Origin of the sequence: Segetibacter sp. 3557_3 (genome assembly GCF_004354985.1) — a bacterium.
Lineage (GTDB): Bacteria > Bacteroidota > Bacteroidia > Chitinophagales > Chitinophagaceae > Segetibacter.
The window spans coordinates 155407-173311 of record NZ_SMSK01000009.1; the positions used below are offsets into that span (position 1 = coordinate 155407).

Genomic DNA, 17905 nt, shown 5'->3' on the forward strand with positions numbered 1-17905 from the left:
TTCCGAAATTGGCAGAATAATAAAATGAGGAGAATTATTCTTCCATAAATGTGCAGCCCAATTGTCCCGCCCGGCTCGAAAAGCAGTCACCTCCCAATATGTAAACCAATGATATTACTAAGCAAAAATTCATAAAGGGGTACTGCTTTGTAAGTTGCGGAGTTTATATCTTTTGCACCTTTCCTTGTGCTTATTTAGCGTTGATACATTTCCTGTTTAATTCATAGAATATATTATTAAACGCATTTTTTCGAAATAAATAATTCCTGTAAAACGGCAACAGTTTTATATCCGGATGTTGCACTTGCATGAATAACTCGCAAGACTATACGTTCTCGAGGGTGGTTTTGCGCTTTTGCTTTAGTTGACGGTAGAAGGATGGAGAAAGACCGGTAATTCTTTTTAACTGGTTCGACAAGTGCGCCACGCTGCTATAATGAAGCTTATATGCAATTTCTGTCAGGTTAAGTTCGTTATACAACAGCAGCTCTTTTACTTTTTCAATTTTGTGAATAATAATGAACTGTTGTATGGTAATGCCTTTTACTTCTGAAAATATGTTTGCGAGGTAGGTGTAATCGTGATTTAACTTCTTTTCGATATAATCAGAATAATTTGTACCTGGCAATTCATCTGAGTAATGAATCATTTCAGTAATCACGGTTTTTATTTTTTCTATCAGGATGCTTTTTCTGTCGTCCAGCAGTTCAAGTCCCGATTTAAGCAAGTTGCCCTTACGCTGTTCACGAACTTTTGGTGTCAGGTCGTCGAGTACATCAACAACGCCAAGGTCAACAACTACTTTTTTTATCCCGAGCTTTTCAGTTCTTTTTCCACCATCATCTTACACCTGAGGCTAACCATGTATTTAATATATAATTTCAGACAATTTTCCGGTACAAAAAGGATCATACTTTATACCGGACGTTCTTCAAAAGAAGCGTTACTATAGCCGACATTTGAATATTTCCCGCTTATAACGCCGATGTTTTCCCGCGCGTATTGAATATTATTGCAATTGCCTTAGTAATACACACCAACAAATAAGTATAAATACTATGATCATTGATAAAGCAGGGAAATTACGTTTCGCTATGGTCTTCAGAATACGCGGCCTGGATGTTTAGTTCGGAGTTTGCTGAGATGTATTTGAGGGTAAGCATAACCAAGCCAATGTTAAATGGCAGTTTGCATTAAACATACCGGGTAACTACTGCGGTTCTTGCTGGCTAAGGGGCAGAAATATCGTAACAATCGTTCCCCCACCGATGGTAGAAGCTACCGAAATGTTTCCAAAATGATTGTCAACAATCTTTTTACTCAAGGCCAGTCCAAAACCGAGCGCCTGGCCATGATCGTTGATGAGTTTTTGTAGCCGAAAAATCTCCTCTTCATTTTTAATCAGAAAACCTTTTCCGTTGTCGCTCACGGTGATTTTCAAAAATTCTGCGTAGCGATATTTGTTCTTCAATACCCTGTAGGTATTATGTTGCACAACATCACCGGTTATATGGATCGATAACAGCCTGTCCTCACTTCTGAATTTTATAGAATTGTCGATAATATTCATAAACAGCAGTGCAATCTGGCTTTTATATCCTTCGATAATTGGAAGTTCTTCGGCATTGAACGCAACATGCACCTCTCCTGCTTGCCCTGCAGCCTGGTGAAAGGCTGACAAAATAGCTTCACTCAGTGAAAACAGGCTCATCTCTTCGGCAACGTTATTAAGGCTAATGAAACGATCAAGAAAGATAATAAGCTGCCGAAGGTTTTTGCATTCCCGGTTGATCTTCTCCAGGTCTTCTATCCGGGCTGCCGGTAGTGAACCGGCGACTTCAACAACGATCCGGTCTGCAAGCACCGCGATCTTTCGAATGGGCTCCTGTATATCGTGTGAAATGCTCTTGCTAAATTGGGTAATGTCAGCGTTAACCTGCTTCAACTGGCTGATTTTACGATCAAGCACCAGGCTGTTCAACTCAAGCTCCTTTTTTGCCTGGTTCAGTTCAATGTTCTTTTCAAGTGCCTCCTCGGCACGGCGCCTTGCGCTAAGCAGCTCGCGCTCATATTTACCTCGTTCGGTAATTGGGATAAAAATGCATTGTATAATCTTCGTATCTGCTCTTGTTTTTGAAACTGCATTACAGATAACCTCCAAACGTTCCCCACTTTTTGCTTTTAAGGTAAAGAAGATTTCCTGTGCATTACCGTGCAATTGTACGAGTGGAAAAAAGTGGGTTTGGTAAAAGATCCGGCTCGCGATGGTGAACAGCTTTTCGATATGTTGACCAATGATTTCGTTTTTCTCCGAATATGAAAGGAGGTCAAGAAATGTAGCATTGATAGCTGTAATGGTGCCGGAGGCATCAATCTCCAGAAAGCCACACGGTGCATAATCCAGGTCCTCGCTCATTTGCACCATATACAATAGGGTTTAGCTTATTTAGAAAGATATGCTTTCATAACATCAATGGTTTCTTCGGGATGGCTCACGTGAGGGCAATGTCCCGTTGCCTTCAATACCTTCATCGCACTGCCAGGGGTGTTCTTGTAAAGGTATTCACCAACTACCAGCGGGGCAATCATATCCTCTGAACATTGCATAATCAGCGATGGAATTTTAAGCTTTTTGATGTCCTGGCGGTTGTCTGAAAGAAAGGTTACCTCCGCAAATTTCCTGGCAATAACCGGATCAGTTGAACAGAAACTTTCTACCAACTCGGCGGCTAACTCCGGACGATCCGGGTTGCTCATAATGGCCGGGGCGAGAAAGTTTGACCACCCAATATAGTTTCGGTCCATGGTTTCCAATAATTCCTCTATGTCTGCCTGCTCAAATCCCCCGGTGTAATCGGGGTCGTTAATATATCTGGGCGAGGGACCCACGAAAATAAGCCTGTCAAAAAGCTGTGGCTGCAGGTTTGCACTGATTACACCAATCATCGAACTTACGGAATGCCCGACGAAGATTACATTTTTCAACTTCAAGGCTTCGCAAATCTCCAGCACATCGTCCGCATAACCCCTCAGGCTGGAATATTTACCGGCGTCATAGGCAGCAAGATCAGACTTTCCCGAACCGACAAAGTCAAACAGGATTACCTGGTAGTCTTTTTCGAATGCCGGTGCAACAAATCGCCACATGTTCTGGTCGCAGCCAAAGCCATGTGCAAACATGATGGGTCGAGTACCCTCCCCCGACACCTTTACATTGTTACGGCTTAAAATTGAGGCATCCATTTTGGTTAATTTATTGACAAATTACGGTGTTAACTTTCAAGCAAGTAACTTTGATTTTTTAACGTGACAGCTTTTGTACCTATGCCGAAAAATGACATTAGTACCCTGTTTATTACCGACGACGATGCTGATGACCGCGGCTTTCTTGCAGGTATTCTGCAAAAAAGGGGTTTTAATGGCAAAGTAGAGCAGCTGGCCAATGGCGCTGCACTACTGGAGCGATTGGATGTAATTACCCTCGATGGCAGCGAAATCATTGTGCTCGACCTTAATATGCCGGTGAAAAATGGGTTTGAAACGCTTGAGGCACTTAAAGCCGATGTTCGTTTTGCCAATCTGCCCGTGATCGTTTTTTCTGCAACCTCCAGAAAGGAAGATGAAGTGGTTTGCATGAAGATGGGCTGCACTGCATTTCTACAGAAACCTCTGACCTATAGCGGGTACGAAAGAGTTGTTGATGCAATTGTATCCGGTAAAGGAATGCCTCCAACCTCTTAGTTCTTCAGCGCCAGCCTGTCTGTTGCATAATAAACCCCTTCGCAGTGAACAGTGGACGACGACACCACCCCCTGTTTGCACTTCTTCAAACATCAGCTTTGGTCCCTGGGCTACCAGGTTGCCTGGCATGTTTAGCTAGTGTTTCACTGTGCATTCCGGCAAATCATGGGTAGTCTGCTGCCCCAACTCCTGCAGGGTTGAAGCCCGTGCTGCGATGAAGATATTCCCTACCTTCACGATTATCCTTTATGACTTACGATTCTATCCCTTTTCAGCTTGCTGAAACGAGTTATATAGCCTTATTTGAAGCACTTCCGGGCAATCATGTGCTTGTGCAAAACGACCCACCCCGGTTCACCATTCTGGCCGTAACGCCTGGTTACTTAAAGCAAACCGATTTATCGAAAGCCGCCTTGATTGGCAAAGGGGTTTTTGAGGCCTTTGACGTTACCAGCTGCGCAAACCGGAATGCCGGGAAGGAACTGCTCCTGTCCTATCAGCATGTATGCCAACAAGGGCAGCCGCACTTTTTACCCATGCAACGCTATGATCTGAAAAATGATGATGGCACTTTTACCGAAAAATACTGGCGGGTCAGCAATGCACCGGTTACGGCACCCGACGGCGAGGTTAAGTACGTTCTCCATACGTCGGAAGACATCACTGAACTGGTCAGGGCAGAAAGGCGGGAAGCGGGCATAAAAGGGATGGAAATGGTCAATAATCTTTTCCGGCAAACACCTGTTGCCGTATGCCTGCTTAAAGGGGCCGATCTTGTTATTGAACTGGCCAATGAGCCCGCACTGAAACTCTGGCATATAACAAACGACGCCATTGGACTACCCCTCCGACAAGCGGTACCCGAAATACAGGACCAGGGCTATGCAGACATGATCGATTCCGTAATGACAACAGGGATGGCGAAACGCCTTTATGAAAGTCCCGTCACCTTAACGAGGGACGGAATACCGGAGATAGCTTACATCAATTTTGATTATGAGCCCTATTACGAAGGGAACAATACTACAGTAGTCGGAGTGTTGACTATCGGCAACGATGTGACTGAGAAGGTGCTTGCGCAAAAAAGGGTGGAAGAAAGCGAAACAAAGTACCGTGCTCTTTTCGATAGTATGGACCAGGGGTTTTGCGTCCTGGAAATCATCTTCAACGAGTCAAATACACCCATCAATTATCGGTTCGTTGAAGCCAATCCCATGTTTGAAAAACAAACCGGCTTAGTCGGCGCCATTGGTAAAACAGCCCGGGAACTGGTTCCCGACCTGGAACCACATTGGTTCGAACTGTACGGCCGGGTGGCGCTTACCGGGGAAGCCAAACGATTCAACGAAGGTTCCAAAGCAATGGGCAAGTGGTTCGACGTTTTCGCTTTTCGTATTGGGGAACCCGGGAGCCTTAGAGTTGCCCTGCTTTTTACGGACATCACCGAACGCAAAAGATCAGAAGAGGCACTGATCGAAAAAGACAGGCAATTGCGGAACATCATTCATTCGGCTCCCGTTGCTATGCTCATCCTCCGGGGCGAAGAAATGATCGTGGATACAATCAATGAACGGATGATCCAGATGATCGGGAAAAACATATCCCTGCTTAACCGGCCGTTGCTGGAGACCATACCGGAGTTGAAGGGCCAGGACGGGTATGAGCGTATTCTTTCGGTTTACAAAACCGGGAAAGCAGAGTATGGCAATGAAGTACTCGTGCCACTTATGCGGGAGGGGGTATCGGAAGAACGGTACTTCAATTTTAGTTATACGCCCATTATCGAAGACGAAACCATTGTCGGCGTCATGGACGTAGCAACCGAAGTTACTGAACAGGTAAAGGCCAGAAAGGTGATTGAAGAGAAGGGCCACGAATTGCAGCTGGCAATTGATGTAGCCAGTCTTGGGCATTACCGTGTTGACCTGCTCAACGATGTGGCCAGCTGTTCAACCCGCCTATTGAACTGGTTTGGCATCGAGGGGCAAGACTTGCGGACCGCCACCCTGCTCGACCAGGTTCACCCGGGAGATCGCTCACGGTTTATGGCGGCATTCAGGAACGCCACTCCTACGGAAGCAAACGAACCGATTGACATCATTTTTCGGGTTGTCGATCCATGTGACGGTACCCTACGCCACCTTCGTTCGTTTAATAAAATTCGCTTTGATGACTATGACAGGGCCTACCTGGTGTTCGGTGTTGTTCAGGACGTTACCCAGGAAATGGTTTACCAGCAACACTTAAAAGAAAGTGAAGCCGAATTACAACGGCGGGTGTTGGAGAGAACACTGGAACTGGAAAACCTGAATGACGAACTGAAACGGTCTAACCAGAATTTGGAGGAGTTTGCCTATGCGGCTTCACATGACTTGAAAGAACCAATCAGGAAAATTCACTTCTTTACGCATCAACTGAAAAACCAGCTGCATACACAATTGCTGGAAAACCAAAAATGGGCGTTTAGCCGGATCGAAAATGCGACAGACCGCATGGGCAATCTTATTGATGACCTGCTGCTGTACTCCCATGTAAGTCAACGACCCCGCGAGATTGAACGGGTTGACCTGAACCAAAAAGTGCACCGCGTGCTGGAGGATCTTGAAGTAGACATCGCCGAAAAAAAAGCAGCGATCCGCATCGGCAAACTACCGGTCGTACAAGGCCACGGCCGGCAATTGCAGCAGTTATTACAGAACCTGGTCAGTAACGCCCTGAAGTATAGCAGGCCTGATGTGCCCTTACACATCGACATCACCGCCAGCCAGGTTGAAGAAAATGGGCGGATGTATCACCAGCTCACCATTACCGACAATGGCATTGGATTTAAACAAGAATACGCCCACAGGATTTTCCAGATGTTTATTCGCCTGCATGGCAAAGCGGAGTATAGCGGAACAGGTGTTGGTTTGTCTATTGTAAAAAAGGTGGTAGAAAATCACAAAGGGTTTATCCAGGTGGATAGCACACCGGACGTTGGGTCAACTTTTCGAATTTTCCTGAGTTGTGAGCTGTAAGTTAATGGTCCGATGATGTGCGGGAATTATGTTGTATGTTATATGTTGAATGTTGTATGAGTTATGAGTTAAGAATTAAGAATGATGCGTGTGTTTCCGATCAAATTATAACAACGAGCAGGGAATTATGTTGGATGTTGTATGTTATATGTTGAATGTTGTATGAGTTATGAGTTAAGAATTAAGAATGATGAGTGTGTTTCCGATCAAATTATAACAACGAGCAGGAATTATGTTGTATGTTATATGTTGAACGTTGTATGAGGACGTTTGAGTTATGAGTTAAATTAAGAATGATGAGTGTGTTTCCGATCAAATTATAACAACGAGCAGGGATTATGTTGTATGTTATATGTTGAATGTTGTATGAAGACGGTTGAGTTATGCATTAAGAATCAATGTCGCTTACTTAAGAGAAAATTTTGGTGACTAGCTGTGGGAATTCTGTTTGCCATCGTTGTGTCACTCCCTTGTACCGCATCCCTTTATTCACCAATTTCTGCCACTCACCTTAAGTAAACGACATTGAATTAAGAATAATGAGTGTGTTTCCGACCAGGTTATATTAACGAGCAGGGGATTATGTTGGATGTTGTATGTTGCATGTTGCATGTTGTATGAGCGGTGGTTCCAGTGAGGAGTTATGAATTATGAGTTAGGAATTATGAGTGTGTTCCCGACTAGGAAATATCAACGAGCGATGATGATATTGAAGGTTAGATGTTGAATGGTGCTCTTCGATGGAAAATGAATGATGCACGATAAGCCGCGGAGACTTTAGATGTTTTCCTTTTTATTTTTGACTTTTGACTTTTTACTTTTTACTTAGCCCCCAACCATGGTTCCACCGGTAATAACACGTTAAAGGAGGCGCCTTCATTTAAGCGCGATTCGGCCCAGATGTGTCCATGATGATTTTCAATAACCTTCCTGACGATGGACAAGCCAATGCCGGTTCCTTTGTATTCGGGTAATACCGGCAGCCTGGTGAAAACGTTGAAGATGCGATCCGCATGCTCTTGTTCGAAGCCAATGCCATTATCCTTCACGGTAACACAGTAAAAAGCTCTTTCGTGCTCCCGCTCGGGCAAGGCTAGCGGAGTCTCTTTACCCACCACCTTATTACAGCTGACTTTGATATGGGGTACCCCACCCGGTTTTGCATATTTCAAAGCATTTGCAAGCAGGTTTTGGAAGGCTTGTTGCAACTGGCGGTGATGACCCTTAATGCTAAATAACGGGTCTACCTCGATGATTGCTTTTTTGTTTTCAATTTGCAGCTGAAGGTCATCTAATACAACATCGATAAGTTCGTTGAAGTCTACGTCTTCATGATTCTTCGGTTGGATACTCACCTCCGAAAACGACAACAAGCTATCAATAAGTGAAGCCATCCGTTCTGCAGCTGCTTCCATGCGCTGGAAAAAGTGCCTTTCATTTGCGGATAAACGATCACCCAAACTCGCTTTGATACGATCGGCAAAGACCTGCATCTTACGTATGGGCTCTTTTAAATCATGAGATGCGGCATAGGCAAATTCGCTCAGGTTTATATTTGATCGTTCGAGTTCACGGTTGCTGGCGGTGAGCGCTTCATTAGCTTCCGCCAACTCGTTTGTGCGTTTGGTTACAATTTGCTCGATTTCCCTACGAGCTTTTACCTGTTCGGTAACTTCAATTGCCACAGCTACCACCCCTTCAATGCTTCCGTTTGCATGATAATAGGGCTGGAAGGTATAATTAACATAGATCTGTTGCAGCACACCTTCTCTTAGCAACTGTATGGCACTTTCATTGGCGGTAATGGTTACACCTGTATCAAACACCTTCAACAGCAACTTTTCCGCGCCCTGATTACGTGCTTCGGGAAGGGCTTCAAATACGGGTTTATCCATCAGTTTTTCGGGGCCTCTTCCCCAGAGCTCGAACATCCGGGTATTGGCAATGTATACCACCAAAGAACGACCTTTGAGAATACAGGTGGCAACGGGTGATCGCAGGATGGTATTCCGAAGATTTATCTCACTTTCCTGCAATGCGTTTTCGGCAAGTTTCCGGTCGTGAATGTCCACACCGGTGCCGATACTTCCACGTATTGATCCATCGGGAGCATAATGTGGCCCACCGGTGAATAAAAAATAGCGGTACGCTCCATCCGAACGCATCATCCGCGCTTCAACTGAATAATTCTGTTGTGACCGGGCAGCGCCAAAATAGCTTTGCAAAAGCTCTTCACAATCGTCCGGATGAACAATGTCGTGCCATGAACGGCCAAGCGACTGTTCGAAACTTTGCCCGGTAAAATCCAGCCAATAGCGGTTCCAAAAAGTTACCACAGCCTCGGTGTCGGCCAAAAAGACCATCATAGGTGCCTGGTCGGCTATCGTGCGAAAACGCCCTTCACTTTCATTGGCCATGCTTCTAAGGTGGACCTGCATGGTGACTTCGTTACCAATGGCCAGTACACCAACAGCCTTTGGGCTCCTGTCTTCAAAATAAGGCTGGTAGATATAGTTGACATAAATGTTCTCCTCCTTTCCGTTTCGGATGAGTTTAACCGGGCTTTCGTAAACCTGTCTGGCTATACCACTTTCCCTTACTTCATCCATCAGGGAAATATATCCCTGGCCAATTACCTCCGGCAGGGCGTGCTCCAGGGGAAGACCAATCACCTCACGCCCCCTTCCCCATAGCTGCAGGGTTGGGTCATTGGCCATTTCAATGATCAGGTCCGGTCCCATCAGGATGCATACCGGTATCGGTGTTTGCATAAAAAGATTGTAAGCCTGCTCCATGCCTTTCATCTTTTCTGCCATTCGGCCAGAATGTACCTCCTGCGTAATGTTTTCTGCGGTATGAATGATAAAGGCAACCTCACCTTCCTGGTTGAGCACCGGCCGATTGCTTGCCCGCCAATACATTTCGGAGAAGGAGCCTTGATCATTGGGCAGATCATAACGCTGAACCGGCAGGTGATGCGCCTGTTTGTTGTGGAGAACCAGCGCTAAAGAATTGCGGAGACTGCGTGGTCCGTTATCGGATGGATCGTTACTGTTGCCGGGGTGAACCTCAAACAGCGGTTTTCCAATTATCGCTTCCCTGGCCAAACCAACTTCGATCAGCCTTTGAGGAGTAACTGCTAGCAGGGTATAATGGGGTGGGTTGGCTTCGATAAGCAAATGGTTGCCGGGAAAGGCATCAAAAAGCCTGATATAACCAGATCTATCGTCGGCCGTAAGATTGATGGAGTCGTTTAACATAGAAAGTGAAACTGAAGATAGGGATAATCTCTTTTGGTCGACTGCTTTGAGGTCAACGAACATGGAATGCAGCCCCGTGCCGACCCTTTTCGTTGTAAAGAAAGGGGAATGAAGGTCATTAGCTAAGCGGCGTCTTCAAATTGACCTGCCGGTAAGGCGATATTGCAAAAGTCCGCCCGCTAACCCCAACGGGTCAGAACCTACTCATAATCCTTCCCAAAGCTTTAATTATCACCCAATCATCTTTCCTTAACCTGCAACATATAAGATCCAACATATTCCCCGCTCGTTCATGTAACCTGGTCGGAAACACACTCATCATTTTAAACTCATGACTCCTTACTGAACCGCCCCTCATTCAACATTTCGCATTTAAAATTCAATTTCATCCAGTTAAGTTTTTGCAATGCATTAAAGCTGCATAATGTAACTAATGTACAAGAGTGCGACCCACCAATAAATTGGGGGCACGGCGCAACGATGCCTAATATAAAATTTATAGTTAGGCCCAAAAAAATTGTTCTTAGCTAAACGACATTTGTTTAGCGTCGACATATTTCCCGCTCGTTCACCTAACCCGGTGGGAAACATACTTATCATTTTCAACTTGTTACTCCTCACTGGAACCGCCGCGCATACAACATATAACATACAACATATTTCCCCATAACCAGATCATACAACATGCAACATATAACATAATCGTCCCCTCCGTATCTCACCAGTCGACACCCATGCTTCATTCTTAATTCATAACTCATAACTAACACTCGACTGTAATACTGCCGTACACCCCTATGTACGATATCGCGCACAATACAAATAAACATTATACTTAAACACCTAACCGTTAACTGTTCAGAACATGGTATAATCTTTCCTTTGTGTGCAGCATAGCTATGCCGGTGGGTTTTAGTATGTATGCTTTACGGCAGCACCTCATAACTCGGTGGTTGTGGTTTAAAGGCGGCAGGACTTTCCAAATCAAAATCGTAATATGTTCAGGAACTATCTTAAGACAGCCATTCGCAACCTTTCTAAAAATAAATTTTTCACGATTTTAAATGTCTTTGGCCTGGCACTGGGTATGTCGCTAAGCCTCTTATTTATTGCCCTGCTTACCTTTCTCTCGAGGTTCGACAACTTTCACCCAAATGGCGACCGGATTTACCGCGTGATCACACAACGCTTCGACAAAAAGGAAAACCCAAAGCTCGCATCTGCACCCGCCGGACTTGCAGAAAACTTAACGGCTTATCCCGGGGTAGAACGAGTGGTGCGCATACAACGTTCACTATCCGGCAATGCGATATATGCAGAAAAGAAAATCGAGCTGTATGGCTACTTTGCTGAACCAGGCTTTTTTGAAATGTTCAATTATCCACTACTTAAAGGCAATAAGGCCACTGCGCTGAATTCCCCGAATAGTATACTGCTTTCCGAGTCTGAGGCCACAAAGATTTTTGGTTCCAAAGAGCCCATGGGCGAACTGCTAACGATTGAAGGATACGGCAGCTTTCTAATCACCGGTATCTTTAAGGACCTGCCCGAAAACACCCATATGCAATTTGGTGCTCTGGCATCTTATGCTACTTTACTGTCTTACAACAAGAGTTTCCTCCCCGGCAGCCGCGGCGAATGGAATGCCTATACCGGCTCGTTTGTTTACCTGCAGCTCTCAAACGAAACAGAACCCGGCAACATCGGTAGGTTCCTCGACAAAGTGGCCAAAGAAAGATATGCCCCCGAAAACACTAAAGCTGAATTTGAGTTGCAGGCTTTAAACAAGATTACACCCGGACCCGAACTATGGGATCCGATCGGCCCTAACTGGAGCTACCTGATGCTTTTAATCACCGGCTCGATCACCCTTATCGTACTAATACCGGCTTGTGCCAATTACGTCAACCTCTCCATTTCGCAATCACTCGAAAGGATGAAAGAGATTGGGGTAAGAAAAGTAATGGGTGGTCGTAAGCAGCAAATCGTGATGCAGTTTATCGTAGAGTCTACCACCATTGTGTTGATCGCGCTATTGCTTTCTTATGTCATTTACGAGCTCATCCGGAAAGACTTCCTGGGCGGTATGGTTGAGACATCTCCTATGGACCTTTCGCCTACCTGGGAAACATTCTTTGGCTTTTTATTGTTTGCCCTCCTTGTCGGTGTACTGGCGGGGATTGTGCCTGGCCTTTATTTCTCCAGGCTCACACCTAGCATTGCGCTAAAAGGTAAAGAAGTGAAAACTAGTGGCCGCTCGTTGTTCAGGAAGATAGTACTAGCCGTTCAATTCATTATCTCACTTGGGTTTATTATGGCGGTTGTAATTATGATGCGACAGTACTACTATTCGGTAAACTACGACCTGGGTTTTGAGCAGGAGTCTGTACTTGATGTTGATCTCCAGAACGTCGACCCCCAGATCTTTAAGAATGAATTTTCAAAACTACCTGTGGTAAAACGCATATCCATGTCATCGCATGTTTTAGGTGTCGGATCAGCCGCTGAACGCTACATGAAAACAGCCGATCAGTTCGACTCTATTGCGGTATCCTCAATGTCGGTAGACGAGGCGTTTATCTCAAATATGAAACTTCACCTGTTGGCGGGTAGAGATTTTAACCAAAACACTTTGGAGAATACAAGGTTCATTATCGTCAACGAGGAATTTGTAAAATCCCTGAAGCTCGAAGCACCAGCCCAGGCCATCAACAAGATTGTCACCCTAACGAATGGCAGTGAATTCCGAATAGCGGGTGTCCTCAAAAACTTTCATTTCGCAGGATTAAAGGAAGCCATTGCCCCGTTCTTTTTTGAGCACAACCCCGGCAGATTTGCTTATGCCAATATGAAATTAGCAAGCAGTGCCGACATGTCCAGCATATCTGCCATGGAACAACTATGGAAAAAGATCGGTGGAGCGGGCAAGTTTAATGCGCAGTTGTTTGCTGCAAAAATCAAAGAGGCATATAACTTTTACATCATGATCACGAAGCTGTGGGGGTTCCTGGGTATATTGGCAATTACCGTAGCCTGCCTGGGCTTATTGGGCACCGTATCCTTTACCATAAAAAAGCGGGTCAAAGAAATCGGGATCCGGAAGGTTTTGGGTGCAACCGCAAAAAGCCTCGTGGTCTTATTATCAAAAGATTTTGTTATGCTGATGGTCATTGCCAGCGTAATTACCATACCCATCATTTATTTTTTGTTTACCAACCTGTTGAACAATACCCAGTATTACAGTATTCAGATAGGTTTTTTAGAAATATTCGCGAGTCTCCTGATCATGATGTTGCTTGGGCTTACAACCATCCTGTCGCAAACATTAAAGGCAGCAAATGCCAACCCGGTTGATAACCTGAAAACGGAATAGAAGCTGTCCAACATACCAGCTCGGAACGATCTGCGGATAAGCCTGTAACAAACCATGCTCACGGTCTGCACCACACCACGGCTATATAAAAACACAAAGCTACCGTAGTAGCTTCTTGTAGTATGCTTTAGGCCTTTTAGTTTCTAAACCGGTAACAGGGCTTTGTTTGTAGCCTTTTGTTTCGACAGCTGTCGTACAAATTTTTCGCAAATTTTCGCTGGCTGATAGGTTGCAAACTCTTTTGACAACTTGCAAATGTTCTGCTTGTATTTTTGATCAGCAAGTACTTTATCAACCGCCTTCCGGATCTGCTCTTTTTTTGGTTTTTCCGTTTTCAGGTTAATACCCACTTCAAAATAACCAACCCGCGCGCAGATTTCGTTTTTGCCTTCATATTTTCCACCAACAACCATAGGTAAATTGTTCATGATACTCAGCAATACCCCGCCATACCCGCCATTGGAAATATATACATCTACATAGGGCATAACCTGGCTGAAATCAATATAATCTTCGATCACAATGTTATCACAGGCATACCGTTCGCGCAATGCGAGTGTCTGGTTTCCTCCTGTGGCAACCAACACAAGTTTATCCGTATTCTTAAACACTTCAAGTGTGGGTACAATAAGTTTATCTACATCTGGCTCCAGGGTTCCCTGCGTCAGTAACAGTACCTTCTTGTAACGGCTCAACTTCTGGGTAAAAGCGTGTTGTTGCTTGTCCCGGGTGTATGGCAGAAGTGGTCCGATAAATTGTATGTGCCGGCTCATGCGTTTCCTGGCATATTCAAAGCCGGGTGCGCCGATCTGCAATACAGCATCCGATTTTTCGATCAATATTTCAAATACGTCCCGCTCCTGTGTAGTTCCACCATGCTCCTTTAGCAATCTAACAAACAGGTTATTGGGCTCTTTCAGCAGCACCCGGTTTACGAGTACGTTCAATATCCTGTGTACCAATTTTCCGGGCATAGACGAAGCTGGTGTTAAACCCAGGCCCGGGGGCGGCGCGTCTGGTGATTGTTCCGTCAGCGGAATAACCCCGATGGAAATAACCGGCTTTTTCATCACGTCTTTTACAAATGGTATTCCCGTAAAACAAATATCAGCAATCAGCAGATCAAAAGGAAACGCTTCATTAACATTCTGTATGTCGGCGAGGAATTCAGGACCACGCAGGATAAAACAGTTTGACATATCAAAAGAAAGCCGTTTAATTCCCGTTATATTTTTTCTCTCCGGAAAATAGGTATCCAAATTATGCTGTGTAATTTCCTTTGCTTTAATAAAAGGGAAATGCGGAATACCCAGTGAAGCCAGTTTGTTACTAAAAAGACTGCCGGTATACCATCGCACGTCATAACCCTGTTCTGACAGGTGAATAGCAAGGCTGGTTAACGGATTAAAATGACCGTCCATAGGCATCGTGGCGAAGAGAATTTTTTTGCCTGTACTGGTTAAATTATTAATGGTATTAATTATTTCTGTTTGCATTTTTAATTGGTTTTGTAATGCAAAGAATGGACAAGAATAAAAGTTAAAAAAGTGTACTTTGTGCGATAAAGAGGACATTTTACGCCATGTCTTTACAAGCAACCATCATACGCGATATCCTTCAGGCAGCCGCACCTTCAACGGGCGGGTACGAAACCATATGTCAGCTTACGGGTATTAATCCCGAAGAAATCAGTTGTTCAGAAAATATGCTGGAATGGGAAAAATCCGTACTGATCTGGAATCCCTTAATGGAACAAACCGGCGACGAACTGATCGGGCTTCACCTTGGTATGGAAGTCAATTTATCCATGCTTGGCATGGTAGGATTTCTAATGCAAAGCAGTAAAAACCTCGAACAAGCTTTTAAGAATTACTGTTTTTACAGCCCGATGATAGTGCCCATGGTGGAGTTTAAATATATAGAGCGCAAGGCAGTACATTTCGAAATGCACCAGAACAAATTGTGGCAGCATAAATACCCCGAAACCGCCAGGCAGGCTATGGATTATGCCACCGCAGCAATCGTCACTTTTTTACGAACGTTGTCGGGCAAAATGATCAGGCCAATATCCGTCAGCTCGGAATATCCAAAACGTAATCCGGCCGAATATGAACGGCTGCTTGGATCTAAAATACATTTCAACGCACCGGTAAATAAAATTGTGTTGGCGCTTACCGACATGCAATCAGCTGTTATTACAAGCGACAATTCTCTTTTTCAACTGTTCAATTCCATCCTCAGTCAAAAGAAAGCGGCACTGGCAAACCTGAGTTGTAGTGAGAACCTACGGCAAATCCTATTTATGCAGTTTAAGGGTCAGATACCCGCCATCGATGAAGCAGCTGCTGCTATGAGTATGTCACCGCGTTCACTCCAGCGAAAATTATTGGAAGAAAATACTTCTTTTAGAACAATTGCCAACGAAGTAAAGCGGCAGTTGGCATTAGAGCTGATCAGGAACCCGGGAGCTAAATTGTCTGAGGTGTCAAACGTGTTGGGTTATGCTGACGCAACATCTTTTAGAAGGGCATTTAAGAACTGGACCAAAGAAACACCCAAAGCAACCCGGCAAAAAATGAAATCCAGCTAACCTTCTCTCTCACGTTAACGCCGTCCCTTACAAAGTTGATCTTCCACTTAATTAGTACACGAACCAATCAGCTGGCGCGCATATGCACGGTTCACTTGCACCTATCATTTTCAAACAAATGTTTTAGAGTGGTTAAATTTCAACCCGCAGTGCCGACCAACAAGCGTAGCCGATTGCCTGAGTGCCCCGGTGCGATTACTTGTTTGTGTAATGGAATAAATGATTATGTTTTACCATTGGAGTGCTAACCCAGGATAACGTTTTCGTATCATCAGTATGCCTGGTTTTTGGGCGTATCCCTGTTTCCGGCTTAGGCCGGAAACAGGGTCGGGCTATTCCCGTCCGAATGGCTTCAGCCGGGCGGGCGCTGCTATCCCTTACGCAGCTCCGCGTGGCAGTTAACCGGAGCGGCAAGCAAGGTTTTCTTATTTTATCGAACATAGCCGGAGGGGCGGTCTAGCCTCCATCTATCCCTAACAAACAATAAAGTGGTCAGTTAATGGTATCAGCCGAATGCATAACTAAGGTTAAAAGCAATACAGTAACATGATCCAACTGAAAAACATCCGCGTGCGGCCAGACCATCGAAACATAGAACCGGAACTTTAAGTATTCCTCATTCAAGTAACACAAAAACAGCTACCGAAGTAGCTGTTTTTAACATTCGCAGTAAGAAGTAATTAACTCAACGATGCCATATCAATTACAAACCGGTATTTAACATCACCCTTTAGTAAGCGGTCGTATGCTTCATTTATCTGTTGCATATTGATCATTTCAATATCGGCAACGATATTGTGTTTGCCACAGAAATCAAGCATTTCCTGTGTTTCTGCAAGCCCACCAATCATTGAGCCGGCAAAACTTTTTCGACCAGGGATCAGGCTGAATGCCGCTACGGGTAATGGATCTTCAGGAGCACCAACCAAGGCCAGTGAACCATCTACCCGTAAGAGATTTAGGTAGGCATTAATGTCGTGTTGCGCCGATACCGCGTCCAGCACAAAGTGAAGTTTACCCGCATACCGTTTCATCTGCTCGCGGTCTTTAGATAACACTACATCATCAGCTCCGAGCCGCTTTGCATCTTCGAATTTACCGGCCGAGGTGGTAAATACAATCACCTCCGCACCCATGGCTTTTGCGATCTTCACCCCCATGTGCCCAAGTCCACCGATACCAACTATACCCACTTTTTTGCCGGGACCTACGTTCCAGTGCTTCAGCGGCGAATAGGTGGTAATGCCTGCACAAAGCAATGGCGCCGTGGCAGCGGGATCCAGGTTTTCAGGCACGCTCAATACAAAGCTTTCATCCACCACGATGCTTTGCGAATAGCCGCCATACGTTTGCTTGCCCAGGTGCTTATCAGCCGAGTTATAGGTTTGCACATTGCCCTTGGCGCAATATTGCTCCAGGCCTTCAATGCAGTATTCGCACTCGCGACAGCTGTCTACAAGGCAACCTACAGCGGCAAAATCGCCCGTCTTGAACTTTTTAACTTCGCTACCAACAGAAACTACTTTACCCACGATCTCATGGCCGGGTATGCAGGGGTATATGGTACCATGCCATTCGTTGCGTGCAGTGTGCAGGTCGGAGTGGCAAACACCACAAAACATAATCTGTATTTCCACGTCATGTGGGGAGGGATCTCTGCGTTTTATGGTCATCTGTTCCAGTGGTGCGTCTGCTGCAGATGTACCGAATGCCTTTACTTCTTTTACTTTTATGTCTTCCATATCAATTGATTTGCTTTGGTTTACCGGTTTTTAGCTGTGTTTGCGCTGTCGAAAGTGCCACATCTTCAAGCGGGTTGGGTGGTGTTAGCATCGGGCGCAAGAATCCCGGCTAAGAATATCATGCCGTCACCCCGGGGAACGAAGCAATCCCATGTTGTATCATCGTAAACGTCTTTTAATGA

The 17905-nt window shown here is 45.0% G+C and carries 10 protein-coding genes; 4 read left to right on the plus strand and 6 right to left on the minus strand.

The features are described from left to right. Positions 1-325: 325 nt before the first annotated feature. The 3 genes from EXU57_RS14830 to EXU57_RS14840 all read right to left on the minus strand — a co-directional run bounded on the left by EXU57_RS14830 (position 326) and on the right by EXU57_RS14840 (position 3243). Positions 326-727: a helix-turn-helix domain-containing protein gene (locus tag EXU57_RS14830; protein WP_243745605.1), complete on the minus strand. Its 402-nt coding sequence runs from the start codon at positions 725-727 to the stop codon at positions 326-328. Positions 728-1210: 483 nt separating this feature from the next. Then, positions 1211-2416 (minus strand): sensor histidine kinase, encoded by a 1206-nt coding sequence (locus EXU57_RS14835; RefSeq protein ID WP_165958156.1) that lies wholly within the window; start codon positions 2414-2416, stop codon positions 1211-1213. A 26-nt stretch (positions 2417-2442) separates the two neighbouring features. After that, positions 2443-3243 carry an alpha/beta fold hydrolase gene (locus EXU57_RS14840; protein WP_133269010.1) on the minus strand — a complete coding sequence of 267 codons (801 nt, stop codon included), beginning with the start codon at positions 3241-3243 and terminating at the stop codon, positions 2443-2445. 81 nt (positions 3244-3324) lie between these two features. Here EXU57_RS14840 and EXU57_RS14845 point away from each other — a divergent pair, with 81 nt between their 5' ends. Both EXU57_RS14845 and EXU57_RS14850 read left to right on the plus strand, forming a co-directional pair. Continuing rightward, on the plus strand, positions 3325-3741 hold the full coding sequence (locus tag EXU57_RS14845) for a response regulator (protein WP_133269011.1): 417 nt from the start codon (positions 3325-3327) through the stop codon (positions 3739-3741). A gap of 248 nt (positions 3742-3989) precedes the next feature. Further along, entirely contained in the window at positions 3990-6758 is a 2769-nt protein-coding gene (locus EXU57_RS14850) for a PAS domain S-box protein (RefSeq protein WP_133269012.1), read from the plus strand. A gap of 821 nt (positions 6759-7579) precedes the next feature. Here the strand turns inward: EXU57_RS14850 and EXU57_RS14855 are convergent. Continuing rightward, positions 7580-10018: a PAS domain-containing protein gene (locus EXU57_RS14855; RefSeq protein ID WP_165958157.1), complete on the minus strand. Its 2439-nt coding sequence runs from the start codon at positions 10016-10018 to the stop codon at positions 7580-7582. 997 nt (positions 10019-11015) lie between these two features. Here EXU57_RS14855 and EXU57_RS14860 point away from each other — a divergent pair. After that, positions 11016-13391 carry an ABC transporter permease gene (locus EXU57_RS14860; protein WP_133269014.1) on the plus strand — a complete coding sequence of 792 codons (2376 nt, stop codon included), beginning with the start codon at positions 11016-11018 and terminating at the stop codon, positions 13389-13391. Between the two features lie 143 nt (positions 13392-13534). Here the strand turns inward: EXU57_RS14860 and EXU57_RS14865 are convergent, their stop codons facing one another. Continuing rightward, the gene (locus EXU57_RS14865; RefSeq protein ID WP_133269015.1) at positions 13535-14887 is read right to left on the minus strand and encodes a glycosyltransferase; all 1353 of its coding nucleotides are present in this window, start codon (positions 14885-14887) and stop codon (positions 13535-13537) included. Positions 14888-14973: 86 nt separating this feature from the next. Between EXU57_RS14865 and EXU57_RS14870 the strand changes: the two genes are divergently transcribed. Beyond that, positions 14974-15981, plus strand: coding sequence for an AraC family transcriptional regulator (locus EXU57_RS14870; RefSeq protein ID WP_133269016.1), 1008 nt, complete (start codon positions 14974-14976; stop codon positions 15979-15981). Positions 15982-16661: 680 nt separating this feature from the next. On the opposite strand, the gene EXU57_RS14875 is transcribed toward EXU57_RS14870, so the two are convergent. After that, positions 16662-17723, minus strand: a complete 1062-nt coding sequence (locus EXU57_RS14875; protein WP_207955486.1) for an NAD(P)-dependent alcohol dehydrogenase — start codon at positions 17721-17723, stop codon at positions 16662-16664. Positions 17724-17905: the final 182 nt, after the last annotated feature.